The sequence below is a fragment of the Candidatus Cloacimonas sp. genome (assembly GCA_035403355.1).
GTDB lineage: Bacteria > Cloacimonadota > Cloacimonadia > Cloacimonadales > Cloacimonadaceae > Cloacimonas.
The window spans coordinates 1-17,804 of the sequence record DAONFA010000002.1 but is presented as its reverse complement, the minus strand read 5'-3'; the positions used below and the strand labels follow the sequence as shown (position 1 = coordinate 17,804).

Annotated in this window: 18 protein-coding genes; 2 read left to right on the top strand and 16 right to left on the bottom strand. The window is 39.3% G+C overall.

Annotation, left to right across the window (positions count from 1 at the left end):
* Positions 1-3 precede the first annotated feature (3 nt).
* The 12 genes from PLE33_00680 to PLE33_00625 all read right to left on the bottom strand — a co-directional run bounded on the left by PLE33_00680 (position 4) and on the right by PLE33_00625 (position 8,727).
* Complete coding sequence (locus PLE33_00680) at positions 4-453, bottom strand: LytR C-terminal domain-containing protein (protein ID HPS59762.1); 450 nt, start codon at positions 451-453, stop codon at positions 4-6.
* Positions 450-986 (bottom strand): HIT domain-containing protein, encoded by a 537-nt coding sequence (locus tag PLE33_00675; protein ID HPS59761.1) that lies wholly within the window; start codon positions 984-986, stop codon positions 450-452. The genes PLE33_00680 and PLE33_00675 overlap by 4 nt, the downstream gene beginning before the upstream one ends.
* Positions 979-2,007 carry an NTP transferase domain-containing protein gene (locus tag PLE33_00670; GenBank protein HPS59760.1) on the bottom strand — a complete coding sequence of 343 codons (1,029 nt, stop codon included), beginning with the start codon at positions 2,005-2,007 and terminating at the stop codon, positions 979-981. The genes PLE33_00675 and PLE33_00670 overlap by 8 nt, the downstream gene beginning before the upstream one ends.
* Positions 2,000-2,503 carry a 2-amino-4-hydroxy-6-hydroxymethyldihydropteridine diphosphokinase gene (gene folK / locus PLE33_00665; protein HPS59759.1) on the bottom strand — a complete coding sequence of 168 codons (504 nt, stop codon included), beginning with the start codon at positions 2,501-2,503 and terminating at the stop codon, positions 2,000-2,002. Before folK ends, PLE33_00670 begins: the two co-directional genes overlap by 8 nt.
* Complete coding sequence (gene folB, locus PLE33_00660; GenBank protein HPS59758.1) at positions 2,500-2,883, bottom strand: dihydroneopterin aldolase; 384 nt, start codon at positions 2,881-2,883, stop codon at positions 2,500-2,502. Before folB ends, folK begins: the two co-directional genes overlap by 4 nt.
* A complete protein-coding gene (locus PLE33_00655) occupies positions 2,880-3,290 on the bottom strand; it encodes a SoxR reducing system RseC family protein (GenBank protein ID HPS59757.1) in 411 nt (136 codons plus the stop codon). The genes folB and PLE33_00655 overlap by 4 nt, the downstream gene beginning before the upstream one ends.
* The gene (gene rfaE2 / locus PLE33_00650) at positions 3,291-3,770 is read right to left on the bottom strand and encodes a D-glycero-beta-D-manno-heptose 1-phosphate adenylyltransferase (protein HPS59756.1); all 480 of its coding nucleotides are present in this window, start codon (positions 3,768-3,770) and stop codon (positions 3,291-3,293) included.
* A complete protein-coding gene (gene rfaE1, locus PLE33_00645; protein ID HPS59755.1) occupies positions 3,757-4,749 on the bottom strand; it encodes a D-glycero-beta-D-manno-heptose-7-phosphate kinase in 993 nt (330 codons plus the stop codon). The genes rfaE2 and rfaE1 overlap by 14 nt, the downstream gene beginning before the upstream one ends.
* A gap of 158 nt (positions 4,750-4,907) precedes the next feature.
* Positions 4,908-6,290: an amidophosphoribosyltransferase gene (purF, locus tag PLE33_00640; GenBank protein HPS59754.1), complete on the bottom strand. Its 1,383-nt coding sequence runs from the start codon at positions 6,288-6,290 to the stop codon at positions 4,908-4,910.
* Positions 6,291-6,299: 9 nt separating this feature from the next.
* On the bottom strand, positions 6,300-6,932 hold the full coding sequence (plsY, locus tag PLE33_00635; GenBank protein ID HPS59753.1) for a glycerol-3-phosphate 1-O-acyltransferase PlsY: 633 nt from the start codon (positions 6,930-6,932) through the stop codon (positions 6,300-6,302).
* Positions 6,919-8,268 (bottom strand): ribosome biogenesis GTPase Der, encoded by a 1,350-nt coding sequence (gene der, locus PLE33_00630; protein HPS59752.1) that lies wholly within the window; start codon positions 8,266-8,268, stop codon positions 6,919-6,921. The genes plsY and der overlap by 14 nt, the downstream gene beginning before the upstream one ends.
* 90 nt (positions 8,269-8,358) lie before the next feature.
* Entirely contained in the window at positions 8,359-8,727 is a 369-nt protein-coding gene (locus PLE33_00625; GenBank protein HPS59751.1) for a four helix bundle protein, read from the bottom strand.
* A gap of 534 nt (positions 8,728-9,261) precedes the next feature.
* On the opposite strand from PLE33_00625, the gene PLE33_00620 reads away from it, so the two are divergent.
* Complete coding sequence (locus PLE33_00620) at positions 9,262-11,715, top strand: glycogen/starch/alpha-glucan phosphorylase (protein HPS59750.1); 2,454 nt, start codon at positions 9,262-9,264, stop codon at positions 11,713-11,715.
* A 111-nt stretch (positions 11,716-11,826) separates the two neighbouring features.
* On the opposite strand, the gene PLE33_00615 is transcribed toward PLE33_00620, so the two are convergent.
* From PLE33_00615 to PLE33_00600, 4 genes are all read right to left on the bottom strand, one after another.
* Positions 11,827-12,345: a chromate transporter gene (locus PLE33_00615; protein ID HPS59749.1), complete on the bottom strand. Its 519-nt coding sequence runs from the start codon at positions 12,343-12,345 to the stop codon at positions 11,827-11,829.
* On the bottom strand, positions 12,342-12,881 hold the full coding sequence (locus tag PLE33_00610) for a chromate transporter (protein ID HPS59748.1): 540 nt from the start codon (positions 12,879-12,881) through the stop codon (positions 12,342-12,344). The genes PLE33_00615 and PLE33_00610 overlap by 4 nt, the downstream gene beginning before the upstream one ends.
* Entirely contained in the window at positions 12,878-13,945 is a 1,068-nt protein-coding gene (gene ispG / locus PLE33_00605) for a flavodoxin-dependent (E)-4-hydroxy-3-methylbut-2-enyl-diphosphate synthase (GenBank protein ID HPS59747.1), read from the bottom strand. Before ispG ends, PLE33_00610 begins: the two co-directional genes overlap by 4 nt.
* 76 nt (positions 13,946-14,021) lie before the next feature.
* On the bottom strand, positions 14,022-15,026 hold the full coding sequence (locus PLE33_00600; GenBank protein ID HPS59746.1) for a radical SAM/SPASM domain-containing protein: 1,005 nt from the start codon (positions 15,024-15,026) through the stop codon (positions 14,022-14,024).
* Positions 15,027-15,636: 610 nt separating this feature from the next.
* Here PLE33_00600 and PLE33_00595 point away from each other — a divergent pair.
* A complete protein-coding gene (locus PLE33_00595) occupies positions 15,637-17,781 on the top strand; it encodes a C25 family cysteine peptidase (GenBank protein ID HPS59745.1) in 2,145 nt (714 codons plus the stop codon).
* Positions 17,782-17,804 lie beyond the last annotated feature (23 nt).

The following is a 17,804-nucleotide window of genomic DNA, read 5'->3' as shown; positions in this document are numbered from 1 at the left end:
CCTTTAGTGAGTAATGAACTGTTCATAGTCCCTGCCGACGATAATTTCAAAATCGGCATTAAAATATTCATTATAAGCGCTTGTCCATCTTTGAATGCCAGTCATTTTCTTTAACCGTTCCAAATCTTCATTATCGCCCTTCCGGACAACTATTATTGTTTTATCATAAATCGGTTTGGAGGTTTCCCCTAAACTGACCACTTCAATATTCTTATCCTTCAGAGCCAAGGCAAAATCAGCTGCCAGATGTTCATATCCGCATCCATTAGTAACCACTACTTTGATAGCGGGAAGCTGTTCTTCGGTATAGGCAATTTTGTTTACCGGGCTCTTTTTCCTGCTCGTAAAAAACAGCACAACCGCAATTATAACAATAAGAACCAGAATAATGGGTAACCATATTTTCCTTTTGGGGGTCAAATTATTTTCGGGCTGGTTGTTTGTCAAATTCAACCGATATCCTCTTGATTTTTTATGAGGTTGGCAAATTCCGGCGCTAATTTCTGAAAGGTAACTTCAAAGGGCTCCGGAATTACTCTTTCCCCTCCAATTACACTCATAAAGTTGCTATCCCCCTTCCACCGCGGAACTATGTGAATATGCAAATGTTCAGCAATTCCGGCTCCGGCTGCACAGCCAAGATTGATGCCGATATTGATACCGTCACAGTTATACACTTTTTTCAGGATTACTTCCGCATCTCTAAGCAGAGCAGTCATTTCCTGCCAGGTTTCAGTATCCAGATCTGCCAAAGCGGCACAGTGCCGATAGGGAATAATCATCAAATGACCGTTATTATAAGGATAGCGGTTAAGCATAATATAACTGTTTTTTGCCCGGTGCAAAATCAAATTTTCCTCATCGTAAACGGAATTTTGATAGCGGCAGAGAATACAGTCCCCGGGTTTTTCCCCTAAAATATAATCTAAGCGCCAAGGTGAATAAAGATAATGCGGTTGCTCTTTGTTACCGTTATTGTTATTCATATTGCGTTTCTTCAATTATTTGCGAACCGAAATGGAGAATATGATGTTCCGGGATAATTGCATTCACCAGGATATTATGTCCCTGCAAAATTGCCTCAGTAGATACAGTGCTATTTTCCAGAAAGCTGCAGGGACCAATCACGCAACACTTTTCCAGAGTGCTTTTGCCTTTGATAACTGTATTCTGGTGAATTTCCACATCCGGTTCAATGATAACTTCCTCTCCAATATAAACGCTATGAGGATTGTGTATTATTACACCGCTATTAAGCCATTTTTGACGAATGCGGTCTATATAAATATCTTCCAGAGCAGCAAGTTCTTCCTGTGAATTTACTCCCGAAACCTCCATCAAGTCATCCAAAACAACATTGGAGATAGTTTTACCCTGTTGATAGAGAATGCCAATCGTATCCGTTAAATAATATTCGCTTTGCTGATTATGATTGGAGGTCTTTTTCAAGGCGCTAAACAATTCGCCAGCCATAAAACAATAGATACCGGTATTCCATTCCTTGATTTTTCTTTGTTCTTCGCTGGCATCTTTATATTCTTTAATGCCGCAAATTTTGCCTGTGGCATCCCGTAAAATTCTGCCATACTTTCCTGCATCATCCAAAAAGGCAGTTAGAACCGTGCAGGCAGCTGACGACCTTTTATGCTCTTCATAAAGCCGGGTAAGGGTTTTAGCTGAAAGCAAAGGCACATCTCCGCATAAAATTAAAACATCCTGATTAGGATCGGTGATTAGAGGTTCGGAAATCATTACGGCATGTCCTGTTCCCAGCTGTTCTTTTTGTTCTACAAAGTCAATTTTAGCGTTATCTTCAACTGCTGCAATTACATTATTTTTCATATAGCCAACTACTATATATATCTTTTGGCACTTGGCAGCCAAAGCGGTATCCACAACCCTTTGAATCATTGGCTTATCGGCAAGGGGTAAAGTTACCTTGGCTCTCTCGGATTTCATCCTGGTGCCTTTTCCTGCAGCAAGAATAATCGCTGCCAGATTATTCATTATTTTCCTCCTGAGCTACTATAGTATAATATAACTCATAAATGGTTTTATGCATTAGCGGATGTTCGGTATCGGGAATTAGTTCATTCAGCAAGCGCAAAGCGAATTCCCGGTTATGTAAATCGGGATGGGGAATAATAACCTCCGGAGCGTTCTTTGCTAAAGGAGTTATTCTACTATCCAAAACCAAATCGTCTGCCATAAGAATATCAATATCTATTTTACGCGGTCCCCATTTTTCTTTTCTGATGCGTCCCATCGCTTTTTCTATATCTAACAATTTTTCCATCATTTCCTGGGGCTGATAACTGCTTTCTACTTCCAATACCTGATTAAGAAAATCGGGTTGATTCAGCAATCCATAAGGTGCAGTGGCAAGGCGTTTGGAACTACGCAGAATTCTTATTTGGGGTTCGCTTTCCAAACGCTGGAGAGCTTCTTCCAGTTGACTGTCTGGATCATCTAAATTGGAGCCGAGGCAAAGATAATAGATCATTTGTTCTCAATATCCTCTTGCTTATTTCTGGCTCTATTTAAAATTACTTCCACCGATCTCAAACTTCCTTGAATTGGCACGGAGGGCTTTTGAATGCAGATGGTTAATTTTTCCAGCAGCGGGAAATCTTCCAGCAACTTATCCGCAATTGTATTAGCACAATTTTCCAGCAGGTAAAATTGCCGGCTTTCCATTATTTCTTTTATTTCCGCATATACTCTTGTGTAATCAATCGTATCTTCCAAACGGCGGATAAATTTATCTACGGTGGAATTGGTATAAAGGGTAACGCTAACAATAAAGCGTTGCCCTAATGCCCGTTCTTCAGCGTGCACACCATGATAACCGTAAAAGACCATTTCATTCAGTTTTATTTTCAAAGTTTCCTCGCAATGGTGATTTTTAACTTCTTACCGTATCTTTTATCTATAATTCGGACTATATAGAAGGAAAGAGCCATACCCGCAAATCCAATTAAACTGGAGAGTAGTTCCGTAAACCACTGCGAGGCAATTAAGTAACCCGCAAAGAGAAACAACAGGGGCATCCCAAAAACCAGCAGGGAAACCAAAGCTCTGCCTACAGGGGAAATATCCAACTGCACTTTGTCATTAACTTTCAAAGGAATATCGGTAACTATTTCAAATTCTGACGGCTCGCTTTTATTAAAACAAAACCCCTGCATTTTACAACTGTTGCATCCTTTGCCGCGTTCAATCTCTACTGTAACGCTTTTACCTTCTACCTTTTTTACTATGCCGCTATCTTCAATGATTTCTTCATTCATTTAACAATCCTGTTTAATTCGTTCAATAATATTGGTAGTGCTAAAGCCCTGTTCGTAATTCAGGGAAAGAACTTTACCACCTTTTTTTTGTACAATGTCCGCACCCACAATTTTGTCAACTTGCCAATCCCCGCCTTTTACTAAAACATCGGGTTGAATAAGTTCAATAAGTTCCCAAGGCGTATCCTGTTCAAAAATACAAACATAATCCACACTTTCCAAAGCAGCTGCAACAAGGGCTCTATCCCTTTCCGGAACGATAGGACGGTTATTTCCTTTCAGGCGTTTTACGGAAATATCGCTATTCAATCCTAAAATCAATACCTCTCCCAATTCTTTCGCTTTTTCCAGATAGAGAATATGCCCGCAGTGCAAAATATCAAAACAGCCATTGGTAAACACAATCTTTTTTCCCTGCTGATGAAGGGTTTGGCTTAATTGAGCTATTTCCGCAAAAGGTATAATCTTATTTTGGAGCATTAAAACTATCCCGAATCTCTTCAATCGTTACACTGGCAGTTCCTTTCTTGGCTACAGCCACAGCAGCAGAATGATTGGCTATTAAGGCAGCAGTTTCAATATCCCGGTTATATAGATAAGCCAAAGTTAAAGCACTGATAACTGTATCTCCAGCTCCGGAAACATCATAGACCTCACGCGCGAAGCTGGGTAAATGCTGCACGGGCTTTTTCCCCGAAAAAAGATACATTCCTTCACTCCCTTTGGTCACCACAAATTGTTGAATATTCATTTTTTGCCTCAAATCAGCTGTAACTCTTTCAAATTCTGTGTTATCGGCAAGCCCCCTGCCCAGATACATTTCCAGTTCACGATAGTTTGGTTTAAAGATTTCCACATTGCAATAAGCACTAAAATTCAAATATTTAGGGTCAACCGCTACCATTTTGTTATATTTTCCTGCCAGATGTAAAACCTCTTTTATCAAACTATGGCTAAGCAGCCCTTTATCATAGTCCTCAATTATCAGGGCATCGCATAGCGGAATAACTTCAGCCAGATAGGCAAGAATTTCTTTTTGCATACCGCTATCTAACATAGAGGTCTCTTCTCTATCCAAACGCACAATCTGTTGGCTCACAGAACCGATTCTGGTTTTTAAAGTAGTGGGGCGGGAAGGAACAAGGAAAATTCCTGCGGTGGACATTTTTCTTCTCTTCAATTGCTGCAAAATAATCCTGGCTTGACTGTCTTTTCCGCAAACCCCCACTAAATTAACCTCTGCGCCAAGAGCATTGAGATTTACAGCTGCATTAGCTGCACCTCCCAAACGGTAATCAGTATTGTTTATTTCTACAATGGGAACAGGGGCTTCCGGAGAGATGCGTTGCACTTTTCCCCAGAGATATTCATCCAGCATAATATCGCCGATAACAATTATCCGACGGCTGGGAAAGCTTTCCAGGATTTTATTCAGTTTTTCGGGTTTAATTTGGTGCATTATGAACTCCTATCCAAAGAAATAGTCAGGCGTCTGCTATTAGTGGTTGACCGGGAGGTCAACCTTCCGGGTTTAATTTGGTGCATTATAAACTCCTATCCAAAGAAATAGTCAGGCGTCTGCTATTAGTGGTTGACCGGGAGGTCAACCTTCCGGGTTTAATTTGGTGCATTATAAACTCCAACAGGATAATTTCCGTCAAAACACGCATAACAATAATTTTCAGCACAGTGCACACAGGTTTGCAGATCACTTAACGATAAGTGCTTTAAGGAATCTACTCCGGTAATTTCCCGAATTTCATTTAAAGTTCTACGGTTGGCAACTAATTCTTGCGCATTGGGGGTATCAATACCATAATAGCAACTGTGTTTTATTTGCGGACTGCCTATTCTTAAGTGAATTTCCTTTGCACCGGCATCTTTAATCAGTTTCACAATTTTGCGGATAGTAGTTCCCCGCACAATGCTGTCATCAATTAAAACAATCCTTTTACCGGTAAAGAAATTGGGCAGGACATTAAATTTCTGGCGGACGCTTTCATCGCGGACTGTCTGTTCCGGCTTGATAAAAGTTCTGCCGATATAGTGATTACGAATTAAACCCAAAGAAAGGGGAATTCCGCTTTGATTGGCATAACCCAGACCGATAAAATTGGATGAATCGGGAACAGGAACTACCAAATCAGGATTTAGCCCTTCATCTTGCATAGCCAAAGCTGCACCAATCTTTTCCCGCACGGCATAAACATTTTCCCCGAAGTGAAAACTATCGGGACGAGAAAAATATATTTGTTCAAAGATGCAGTGTTTTTCTCTCTTTCCTTCCCGATAGAGATTGGGGTCGTTATCCAAGACCTCAATTGTGCTATCGCTAATCCTGATAATTCCTGCAGGAGGCACTTCTTGTCTATCCTGCACTCCCAAAGTATCCAAAGCACAGCTTTCGGAGGCAACTATCACAGTTCCTTCAGGAGTTTTACCCCAAATCATAGGTCTAATGCTATAGGGATCGCGAAACATATAAAGTTCCGTGGGGGTGCACAGAACACTGGAATAAGCACCTTTAATATCCTTCATCAAATTCCTGATTGCATCACCAATCTTGTCTTTATGGTGTAAGATACGATAGGCAATATATTTAACCAGCAGTTCACCATCGTTGTCACTTTTAAAATAGACCTTTTCCTTTTCCAGCATCTGCCGCACCTGCTCATAATTAACAATATCACCATTGGAGGCAAGAGCATAACAAGGTCCGGAAAGAGTTTCCACTAAATGAGGTTGGGTGTTAAATTCCGTGGCACTGCCTTTTGTAGGATAACGCACATGCCCGATGGCTATTTTTCCGGGCAAGGCATTAAGCTGTTCATCGTGAAAAACCTCTTTTACTAAGCCCATCCTTTTGTGCAAACGAATTAACAAGCCATCGCTAACTGCCATTCCGCAACTTTCCTGCCCTCTGTGCTGTTCTGCAAAAAGACCGAGGGCAGCAATTCGGGCAGCGTTATCGTTTCCGAAAACGCCAATTATTCCACACATTTTCTTGTTCTAATTTCCTTTTTTTGTAAATTTCAGCTTGGGTTCGGTTTTATTAACTAAGCGCTCCAGATTGCTTTTATGTTTGGTGATAATCATTAGAACCACTATCGTTACTAAAATCAAAGTGGCATAATCTGGTTTTCCAATTTTCAGTAACCGATAAAAACAATGCCCTTCCAATACAAAAGCTGCGCAAATGGAAGCTACAGATACATAACGGAAAACTGCTGCCACAATGATAAAAGCAAGCAAAGCAAAAAGTAAACTGACAGGCATTAAAGCCAAAAAAGCGCCGGCAGCGGTTGCTACCCCTTTTCCACCTTTAAAACCTAAATATACAGGAAAAATATGCCCTAAAATAACAAAAAGCGCCGTTAACGCAATAAAGGGGCTACCCTTTCCTAAAAGTGAAATTGCTAATATAACAGGAAGATAACCCTTTACCATATCCAAGAGCAAAACAAAAAATCCCGTAACCGTGCCAAAAGCTCTTAAAGCATTTGTAGCGCCGATATTGCCACTGCCTTCTTTACGGATATCTTTATGGTAAAATATTTTACCAGCTAACAACCCGAAGGGAATGCTTCCCCAAAAATAGGCAAGTAACAGCATAAGCCAAGGTAGAATATTACTGAAGCTCAAGTTTATCCTCTTCTTTTTTGCGTCCCTTGAAGATTAGTTTGATGCTAACTCCTTCAAATTTGAACATTTCTCTTAACTGATTATGAAGATAACGGCGATAATTTTCCGTTATCAATGCAGGCGTATTGCAAAAGAAAATAAAAGTTGGTGGTTTCACCGCTGCCTGTGTAATATAGAATATTTTTATGTGTCTGCCGCTGGGATGAGTTGGAGGTCTATGCATAATAACTGTTTCCATAAAACGATTCAGTTCCGAAGTAGAAATCCGCTTTTCGCTTTCTTCCTCAATTTTAGCCACTGTTTCCATTATCCGATGAATGCGCTGAGTTGTTTTAGCAGAAATAAAAAGCACAGGAGCAAATTGCAGAAAGGGCATCTGGAAATACAATTCCTTCAGATACTTATTGATGGTATTGGTTTCTTTTTCTACCAAATCCCATTTATTATAAACCACCATAATTTCTTTCATTCTGCGTTTGGCATAGCTGGCAATTTTAATATCCTGCACGCTAAGTTCTTCCTCTGCGGTAAGCACTAAAATAACTATGTCCGCACGGTCAATTGCCTCAATTGTTCTTAAAGTGGAAAAATATTCCACGCCGTAGTTAATTCTGGTCTTTTTTCTTAGCCCTGCCGTGTCAATTAGCATATAATCTTTATTATGATAGCGAAAAGGGCTGTCTATAGCATCTCTGGTTGTGCCTGGAATTTCAGTTACAATCAATTTCGGATTTCCCAAAAGCAGGTTTACGATAGAACTTTTGCCAACATTGGGTTTTCCTACAACCGCAATACTGGTTGCAGAGGATTTTTCTTCTGCCTGTAAAGTAGATTGGGTTCCGGAAATGCGTTCAGTTACAATATCTAAAAAATCGCCTGTATTACGACCCTGAGAAGCAGAAACAGGAAAAGCATCACCAAAACCAAGCTGCAGGAAATCATAGACCTCCCATTCGTATTTTTCGTTATCAGCTTTATTGGCTACAAGCATCACCTTATCTTTATGTGGATAGAGAATTTTGGCAATTTCTTTGTCAATATCCGTTGTGCCGGTTTGAGCATCCACCATAAATATAATTAAATCGCTTTCCTCAATGGCTAACATTACTTGATGCCGAACCATATTATCTATAGTTTCAACACTGTTAAAAACGATGCCCCCGGTATCTACCAGCTTAAATATTTTGCCGTTCCACTCCACATCTTCATACTTACGGTCTCTGGTAATGCCGGCTTCAAAATCAACTATGGCAGAACGCTTTCTACATAAACGATTAAAAAGAGTGGATTTTCCTACATTAGGACGACCCACAATAGAAACTATGTATTTTCTCATTGTTTATTATTTTTTTGAGTGCTGAAGTTCATTAGGGCAAAACTTCTGGAGGGCAAAATTTTTGCAGCATTTCTGATAGAAAGCTGAAAGTTAGGTTGTTGCTTCATCAGTTTTACCATCTTTATTGAGCTCGGTAAGCTGAGACCGAACTAAATCTATCTGCTTAAAGACATTATTTGTTTTATCTTCATCAAGATAACCTAATCTTTTGGCTAATTCTATCTGGGTTTCTAACCTTGCCAATTTACCGGCAACAATATCTGAATAATCAGTATCATCTTTACTATCGGACAGTTCTATGTCATTAGCATAATTAGCGGCTATTGCTAAAGCCGTTTGAGTCATTTCCTGAACTAAGCCAAATCTTTCTTCTGCAGGAAGTTCATTGCATAATTTATATATATTTGCCGCTAACTCCATTTTGTCTTGACCTATTTTCTGGTCTTTACAGGCACTCATTTCTTTTCTCCTTTGCTTATTAACTCTATTATTTCCATAATATTGAATAATAATACCAAATTCTAAATTGCCTCATTTTGTCAACCTTCATCTGCCGTCAAGGTAACCATTACCCACAAGTCATTTTGCACTTACAATTGCATTTATGCTGGTCTATAAACCGATAATTGGGAATTTAAATAAAAAGTAAGCACGCCTACAACCGAACTATCAATCACCCTCTATTAAAATAGTTTAGAATAGCAACCCGCAAAACGATAAAACAACATCTGGAAAAATTACCCAATTTCCTTTCAAAAATAGTTGATTAACTAATCCTTACTCTTTGCGATTTGCGCCGGAAGAGATTCCCGTATCGTTCCCATATCGCGACACGGGAACGATACGAGAGTCATATCGGAGGGTTATGAAAAAAATTACGGGATTTCTTTGGGAACGATATATTTTTTTTGCAACTTCATAGTTCTATTTGCCAAGACCATTAAATTGCTTAATTTATTTTATACGCTGTGGCGCAAGAGGAGGAAAAAAATTATGAATAAGGCATTTGGCGAAAAGCTTTCTCATCTTAGCATTGAGGGAACTGCCGAAGAAATTGTCCATCGTTTTATTGAACATCTCAAATATGATTTGGGTAAAGATGGATATTCGGCTTCACCTTATGATTGTTATGTAAGTTTTGCTTCCGCAGTAAAGGATATTCTGTTAGACCGCTGGTTGATAACTCAACCCCGGGAATATGCTTTGCAGCGGAAAAGGGTCTATTATTTATCCTTGGAATATTTAATCGGTCGTTCTTTAGGCAATGCCATTCTCAATCTTGATATTCAGCAACAAAGTATTAAAGCCCTTACCGATATGGGTTTTGACCTCTCTCTGCTAAGCGAATTGGAATGGGATGCCGGTTTGGGAAATGGCGGCTTAGGTCGTCTTGCTGCCTGTTTTTTGGATTCTATGGCAACTTTGAAAATTCCGGCTTACGGTTATGGGATTCGCTATGAATATGGCATATTCTTTCAGCATATCCTTAACGGAGAACAAATTGAAACACCTGATAACTGGTTGCGATATGGTTCTGTTTGGGAAATTGCCCATCCCTCTCGTCTTTTTCCTGTTTCTTTTGGAGGCATAGTAAAAGAGGAAATAACTGCGGATAATAACAAAAAAATGGATTGGATACCGGACGAAACCGTGATGGCTATGGCTTATGATTATTTGGTACCCGGGTTTCAAAACAACTATGTGAATACTTTACGCTTATGGAGTGCTAAAAGCAGCCGGGAATTTAACTTGGCATATTTTAACGAAGGTGATTATATGCAGGCAGTAGCGGAAAAAAATCATGGTGAAATGATTTCCAAAGTCCTCTATCCTAATGATAACAAAATGCAGGGAAAGGAATTGCGTTTGCGCCAGGAGTATTTTTTTGTAAGCGCTACTCTGCAAGATATTATTCGCCGGTTTCTGAAAAAAGAAAATGATTTACGCAAACTTCCTGAAAAAGCTGCCGTTCAGCTGAACGATACTCATCCCGCTATTGCCGTTGCGGAATTGATGAGAATTTTAGTGGATGAAAAAAACTTGCCTTGGGAAACTGCCTGGGAAATAACAACTAAATGTATAGCTTTTACAAATCATACGATTTTGCCTGAAGCGCTGGAAAAATGGCAGGTGCTTCTTTTTGAAAAGCTATTACCCCGGCATTTACAAATTATCTATGAAATCAATGAGCGTTTTCTTTCCTCTATAAGGATTACGGGTTTATACGATGATGATTTTATTCGGCGGGTTTCCTTAATTGAAGAAGAACCTGTAAAAAGCATCCGTATGGCAAATTTGGCTATAGTTGGCTCACATAGCATAAACGGTGTTTCCGAATTGCATACCGGAATTTTGAAACACTTGGTCTTTAAGGATTTTTATGCTCTTTGGCAGGAAAAATTCAATAATCAAACCAATGGCATAACACCTCGCAGATGGTTGCTGCTTTGCAATCCGCGTTTAAGCAATTTGCTAACTCAGGCAATCGGTTCTTCCTGGAAAAAGGACTTGCAAGAACTTACAAAACTGAATAAGTATAAGAACGACAGCACATTCCTGGAAGACCTGGGAGAAATTAAAAGGCAAAATAAACTGGAATTCTGCAAGTATTATGAAGACCTGCATAAACGCAAGCTTAATCCGGACTCCATCTTTGATTTTCAGGCAAAACGCATTCATGAATATAAACGCCAGCTCTTGAATGCCTTGGGGATTATCCATCTGATAAATCAAATCCGGGACGGACACACTCCCTTTCATCAAAGTTTCTTCTTTGCCGGAAAAGCAGCTCCCGGTTATTTTATTGCCAAATTAATCATCCGTTTTATTTGTGCTATTGGAGATTACATTGAAAAGGATAAAGAACTCTCCCGCTACTTAAGTGTTATATTTTTACCCAATTATCGCGTAACTTTGGCAGAAAGAATTATGCCCCCGGCAGAAATTTCCCGCCAAATATCCCTTGCCGGAACAGAAGCTTCCGGAACAGGAAATATGAAATTTGCCCTCAATGGAGCTCTTACTATCGGAACTTTGGATGGTGCCAATATAGAAATTCGGGATGCCGTTGGAGAGGAAAATTTCTTCCTCTTCGGAATGACGGCTGCAGAAGTGAAAAATTTGCAGGAAAGCGGTTACCATCCTTATGAAATGATGCACCAAAATGAAGATATTAAGCGCATCATAGATTTTATTGCCTCCGACGAACTGAGCCCTCTAAATCCAGGATTGTTCTCTCCGCTAACTGATTTACTGCTGTTTCAAGGAGATAAATATTGCCTGATAGCTGATTTACCTGATTTTATCAGGGTTAATGCTGAAGCCGTAACGGTCTATAAAGATAAACAAAAATGGAATAGAATGTCCTTAGCTAACATTGCCAATATGGGAAAATTCTCTTCCGACGAAACCATAAAGGGATATGCAAAAGACATTTGGGGTGTTTGAGACAGAAAAAGATTAACCCGCCGATTCCGCTCACTTGCTATTTGGTTATAGGTAGGGGGGAAAAGGATTTGCGGAATATTAGGGTAAATAAGCAGCTGCTTTTTCTTCTTTTTAGCCAAACGCTATTCCTATAACCGCTGCCCCAATTAGCAGATAGAAAGGATTGAGCTTAAATTTCCAGCTCGCTATAAAAGATGCAATAAAAACTAAAACGGAAAATAGGTCACGAAAGGCATCGCCAGCTATCATTATAAAAGCTGCAGCGATTAGCCCTAAAGATAACAGCCGCAGCTTCCTGAAAATATTCTTGAACCAGGGTTGATTTTTAAGCTTGATATAGGTTAATGTAATCAGGGTCATAATAATTAAGGAAGGGAATATTACCCCTAAAGTGGAAAGGACTGAACCTAAAAAACCCCCTTTTTGATAACCGATGAAAGTAGCTGCGTTAATTGCTATAGGACCTGGTGTCATTTGTGAAATAGCCACAATATCCATAAACTGGGAATGGGTAAGCCAGGCATTTTTTAACACTACTTCCTGATTGATCATTGCCAAAATGGCATATCCGCCACCAAAACTGAAAAGCCCAATTTTGAAAAAAGTGTAAAAAAGAGCCAGGTAAATCATTCTTTCCGCTTTCTTAAGCCCTGATACACAGCAAAGGCAATAGTCAGCAAAATCAGATAAACCGGGCTTATTTTCCCAACACCAACTAAAAGGGCAACACAAAGCGGAAACCAAAAATTGGATAGAGCTAATCCGCTTTGTTTGCTCATCTGAATTAACGGAACCGCAATTAAAGCTACAACGGCAGAACGCAAAGAATGAAATGCCTTTTGGACTAAAGTAACTTCGGCAAACTGCTGAAACAGCATAGCTATTATAAGGATGGTGATAAATGAAGGCAGAATTGTGGCTAAAACAGCAGTTGCCATACCTTTACCTTTTGCCAGATGGAAACCGATATAAATACTGAGGTTGATAGCTATAGGTCCCGGACAGCTTTGCGAAGCAGCAAGTCCATCTAAAAATTCGTCTTCGCTCAGCCAGTTATTTTTCTGGCAGACCTCTCTTTTTATTAAAGGTATCATTGCATAAGCACCGCCAATAGTAAAAGCGCCTATTTTGAAGAAAGTTAGAAATAGTTTCAGCAGTGTCTTCAATGCTTAGTGATATAATCCTTAACTATAGCCACAAGTTCTGTAACCAAAAATTCTTCCGGCACTTTTTTCAACACATTGCCGCCTGCAAATAGCAAACCTTCTTTGATGCCTCCAGCAATGCCAAAATCTGCTTCTTTAGCTTCTCCGGGTCCGTTTACCGCACAACCCATAACAGCAATTGTTAAAGGATAATCACTATAGGGCTCCAGTGCTTTTTCCACTTCCGTAGCCAATTTAATCAGGTCTATTCTTGTTCTTCCACAAGTGGGGCAGGAAATGAGATTTAGCCCTTTGCGTAAGCCCAAAGCAGTTAATATTTCTTTGGCAACTTTCACTTCCTGAACGGGATTATCGGTTAAAGAAACTCTAATTGTATCGCCAATCCCTTCTTCCAAAAGGATTCCCAAGGCAATAGAACTTTTTATGGAACCCCGAAAAACAGTCCCGGCTTCAGTAACTCCAAGATGTAAGGGATAATTACAGGTATTGCTTAAAAGACGGTAACTTTCCAAGGTTAAAGGAATTGAGGATGCCTTAACCGAGATCTTAATTTCATAGTAATTCAGCTCTTCCAATATCCTTATATGCCGTAAAGCTGATTCTACCATTGATTTTGCACTAACTCCATATTTTTGTAGTAAATCCTTAGGCAGGGAACCACTATTTACTCCAATGCGAATAGGAATATTTCTTTCTTCCGCGGAAGCAACTAATGCTTTTACACCTTCAATTTTGCCTATGTTGCCGGGATTGATACGCAGACCGTCAACTCCATTTTCTATCGCCGCAAGAGCCAAACGGTAATCAAAATGAATATCTGCCACCAGAGGAGCTTTAGCAATTTCTTTCAGTTCCTTTATTGCCTTGGCATCGTCAAAATCCATAATGGCACAACGAATTATATCACAACCGACGGATTCCAGTTCCTGAATTTGTTTGATGGCTTTTTCCAAATCGGATGTTTTAACTGAAAGCATTGATTGGATGCTTACAGGTGCACCTCCACCGATAGGAACATTTCCTAATTGAATACGCCTTGTTTGTTTACGCTTTATTTCCTGCATATTGCTATAATCTTTTTCGGGGATAAATCGTCAATGGAATTTCTATTTTTCACCGTTCACCTTCACAGTTCTCCGCTTAAATTTTTTGCACAATTCCTTCTCCGCAATTGCGGCAAATTTCAAATGCAGAACGATTATTTAAAACTGCCTTACGCATTTTCTGCATTTTTTCTCCTCTCCAAAGTTCCGCAAAGCTGTGTTCTTGAATGTTACCAATTTTAATGCTGCCGTTTTTATCGTAACAGCAGATATTCATTTCACCGTCCCAATTTATAACTGGCTGTGTCCATAACCGTCTGCAGCGGTTTTTCAACTTTGTTTTCAGAATAAAATTATCACCCTGTTGAAGATAACGATTGTATTTATGTCCCGCAGGCAGAAAAGCAAGGTCTTCGGAACTATATATTTGGGCAGTTTTGAATTCCAGTTTATCAACTTTAAGTTCCTTTGCTATTTTTTGAACTTCTTCAATTTCGTTTTCGTTATGTTTCATAACTATAAACTGCCAAACGAGATAGGGCTTGCTGCCAGGTAATTTTTCTTTCCGGCGAACTATGTCCTGCATATTTTTCAGCACGAGTTCAAAATTGCCGTTTACCCGGTATTTATTGTAGGTATCTGCCGTAATTCCATCCATTGAAACAATAATCTTTTGCAGACCGCTTTTTACAATGCGTTCATTATCCAGCTCCAAACTGGCATTAGTGGAGGTCATAGTATAGAATTTTTTCCTGGCAGCAAATTCCAGCATTGCATAAAAATCAGGATTCAAAAAGGGTTCGCCTTGATTCCATAAAATCAGCATCCCAATTTTATCTTGAACTTCCCTGCAGATTTTCTTAAAAAGAGATAAAGACATCATTCCCTTGGGACGAAGCAATTTTCCATTTCCGGTTAAGCATAAGGGACAGTGTAAATTGCAAATATTTGTCGGCTCCAGCATCAAGGCAGGTGGATAAAAATGCACCATCGGTTTCCGTAACGCAAGGGACAAAAAGTAATTACAGCCGATTCCACAGGTCTGCCATAAACGCTGTTTTGGCAAAAATGCCTTAGCCAGGGATAAGTAATCTGTATTCATAATTTTCCTTTTACTTAAAAGGGCTAAAAAGTCAAGAAAAAAGAGAAAACAAAGCATAAGCTAATTACATTGAACACTTCAATTTTACAGAGGTAGATAGCAAAAATTAGAGCTGCTAATTAAAACAGTCATAGTAACTTTTTATGGCGGATAGTATTTAAAGAGCAATAACTGTTTGTTGCCTGGTCATTTCTTTAATGACTCTTTAACGATTCTTTAACGATGCTTTAACTTCGTTAAGGAGTCGTTAAAGAAGCTTTTAAGCAGCATAAAAACAGGTAAAGGTCTCGCACATTGCACGCTATTTAGTAAAGCCATTGATAAATTCCAAAGTAAGGCAAAAAAACAGAGAAGTTTTCCTTTTCCAATTATCCGTTAATATCATTGCCAATGAAGATATTTTCTCTATGGGAATATATATTGCAAAATATATATAATCATCGCAAAAATATAGTATGTAAGGAGAATGTTCAAAAACATAGTTAAAACCTCTGAAATCTCTATCGCTTGCTCTGTATCTATAATTGCATAGTATCAGGCAGGGAAGGTATTTAGGAAGTTATAAATCTGAAGAAGAATGCTCACCTTACCTTTCGCAAAAGGAGAAAGTATGTCAGAAAAGTTTGCGTTTAAGCTTATAATACTTATGGTATTGTTAGCAGCAACTCCCTTCTGTTTTGCCAACGCAAATCAGAAAGTAATTTTCAGTGATAGTGGCAACAAAGCCCTGTTGTTGAACAATAGTGAAACGGGCTTTGAAATGCAATTTCGGAATCAGGAATATTATCTGGAAGAGGTTGCTACTCCTTCCGGCAAATTTACCTGCATTAGGATGGAAGGTTTTGGATATTCTCAAAGGATTGGTGAACCTCAGTTACCGGTTTACAGTTCTTTAATTGCTGTTCCTATAGGGGCAAAAGTAGAATTTTCCTTTGGTCGCAACAATGAAATAACTTTGCAGAGTGCTGAAACAAATATTACCAATCGTATTTATCCTGCTCAGCCCTCTGTTTCCAAATCGCAAGACCCGGCTTTAATTCCCTTTGAATTTCAAACGGATATTTACAGTAAAAACGAATTTTATAGCGGAGAACTTTTCTCCGTGGAAGAAATTGGTTTTCTGCGCGGGGTTAGATTATTCCGCATTGATTATGCCCCAATGCGTTACAATCCTGTAAGCGGAGAACTGAAAATAAACACGGAATTGAATGTGCAGGTTAAATTCGTAAATGCCGATTTTTCTGCTACTCAGGATTTATTAGCCCGCACTGCTGCTTATGAATTTGATTCTTTATACAGCAAGATTTTGCTGAACTGGTATAAAAATGAACGCCTGAATGTAAATCGCTATCCCACAAAAATGGTGATTCTTTGCCCTCCCAATTACACTGATGAAATGCAGACCTTTGTTAACTGGAAAACTATACAGGGCTATAAAGTGATTGTTACTACCGTGGGAACAGGTGGAACCGTAGCTAATACTACAACTGCTATTAAAAATTATATGCAGACATTGTGGAATAATGCTACAGCAAGCGATCCTGCACCTACCTATTTATTAATTGTGGGTGATACTTCAACCAGCGGAGATAATATTATTGCCAATACTGGCAGCACAGATAGTAGTCATATTACAGACCTGAATTATGTGCGTTTAAACGGAACTGATTATCTGCCGGAGCTCTATTATGGTCGTTTTTCCGTTGCCAATGCTACAGAACTAACTAATGTAATTAATAAAACCATAACCTTTGAAAAGACCAATATGCCGGACTTAACCTATTTAGGTAAAACTGTTTTAATTGCCGGTGCTGATGCAACTTACGGACCAACGCACGGGAATGGAGCTATAAATTATGGCACCACTCAATATTTTAATACCGCTCATAATATTACTTCCAATACCTATCTTTATCCTGCCTCAGCTTCCAGTGATGCTCAGGTTATAGCAAATGCCTCGGAAGGAAGGGGTTATATAAATTATACAGCTCATGGAAGTGAAACCTCGTGGGCAGATCCTGCATTTAATATAAGCGATATAAACGGTCTTGCCAACACTAATAAATATTCCGTAGTAGTAGGTAACTGCTGTTTAACCAATGCTTTTGATACAAGCGTTTGTTTTGGAGAGGCATTTCTTAGAGCAACTAACAAAGGTGCAGTTACTTATATTGGCGGAACAAATTCTACTTATTGGGATGAGGACTACTGGTGGGCAGTTGGCTCTAAAGGCACTGCTAATGGCTCAGCTCCTGCCTATAATGCTTCCACTTTGGGTGCTTACGATGCTATGTTTCATACTCATAGTGAGGCATTTACTAATTGGGCTACAACAGTTGGCGAAGCAGTGATGATGGGTAATAGTGCTGTAGTTCAGGCAAGTAGTTCTCTCATCAATTATTATTGGGAAATTTATTCCATAATGGGTGATCCTTCTTTAATGCCTTATTTTGGCGTGCCCACAACCAATACAGCTACTTTTCCTGCTTCAATTTTAATTGGTACTACCTCTATAAATGTAACTGCCACACCCTATTCCAGAGTTGCTCTTTCCAAAGATGGAGTTCTGTATGGCTCAGATTTAGTTCCTGCCAGTGGAACTTTAACTTTAACTATAAATCCTATTACAACTGCAGGAACAGCTACATTGGTGATAACTGCTCAAAACAAGATTACCAGAATAGAAAATATTACTGTAACTGCCGGTGACACACCCTATATCAAAGGCATTCCCACAAAAAAACGATGTGGATAAGTCATAACATCTTGTCGCATAGT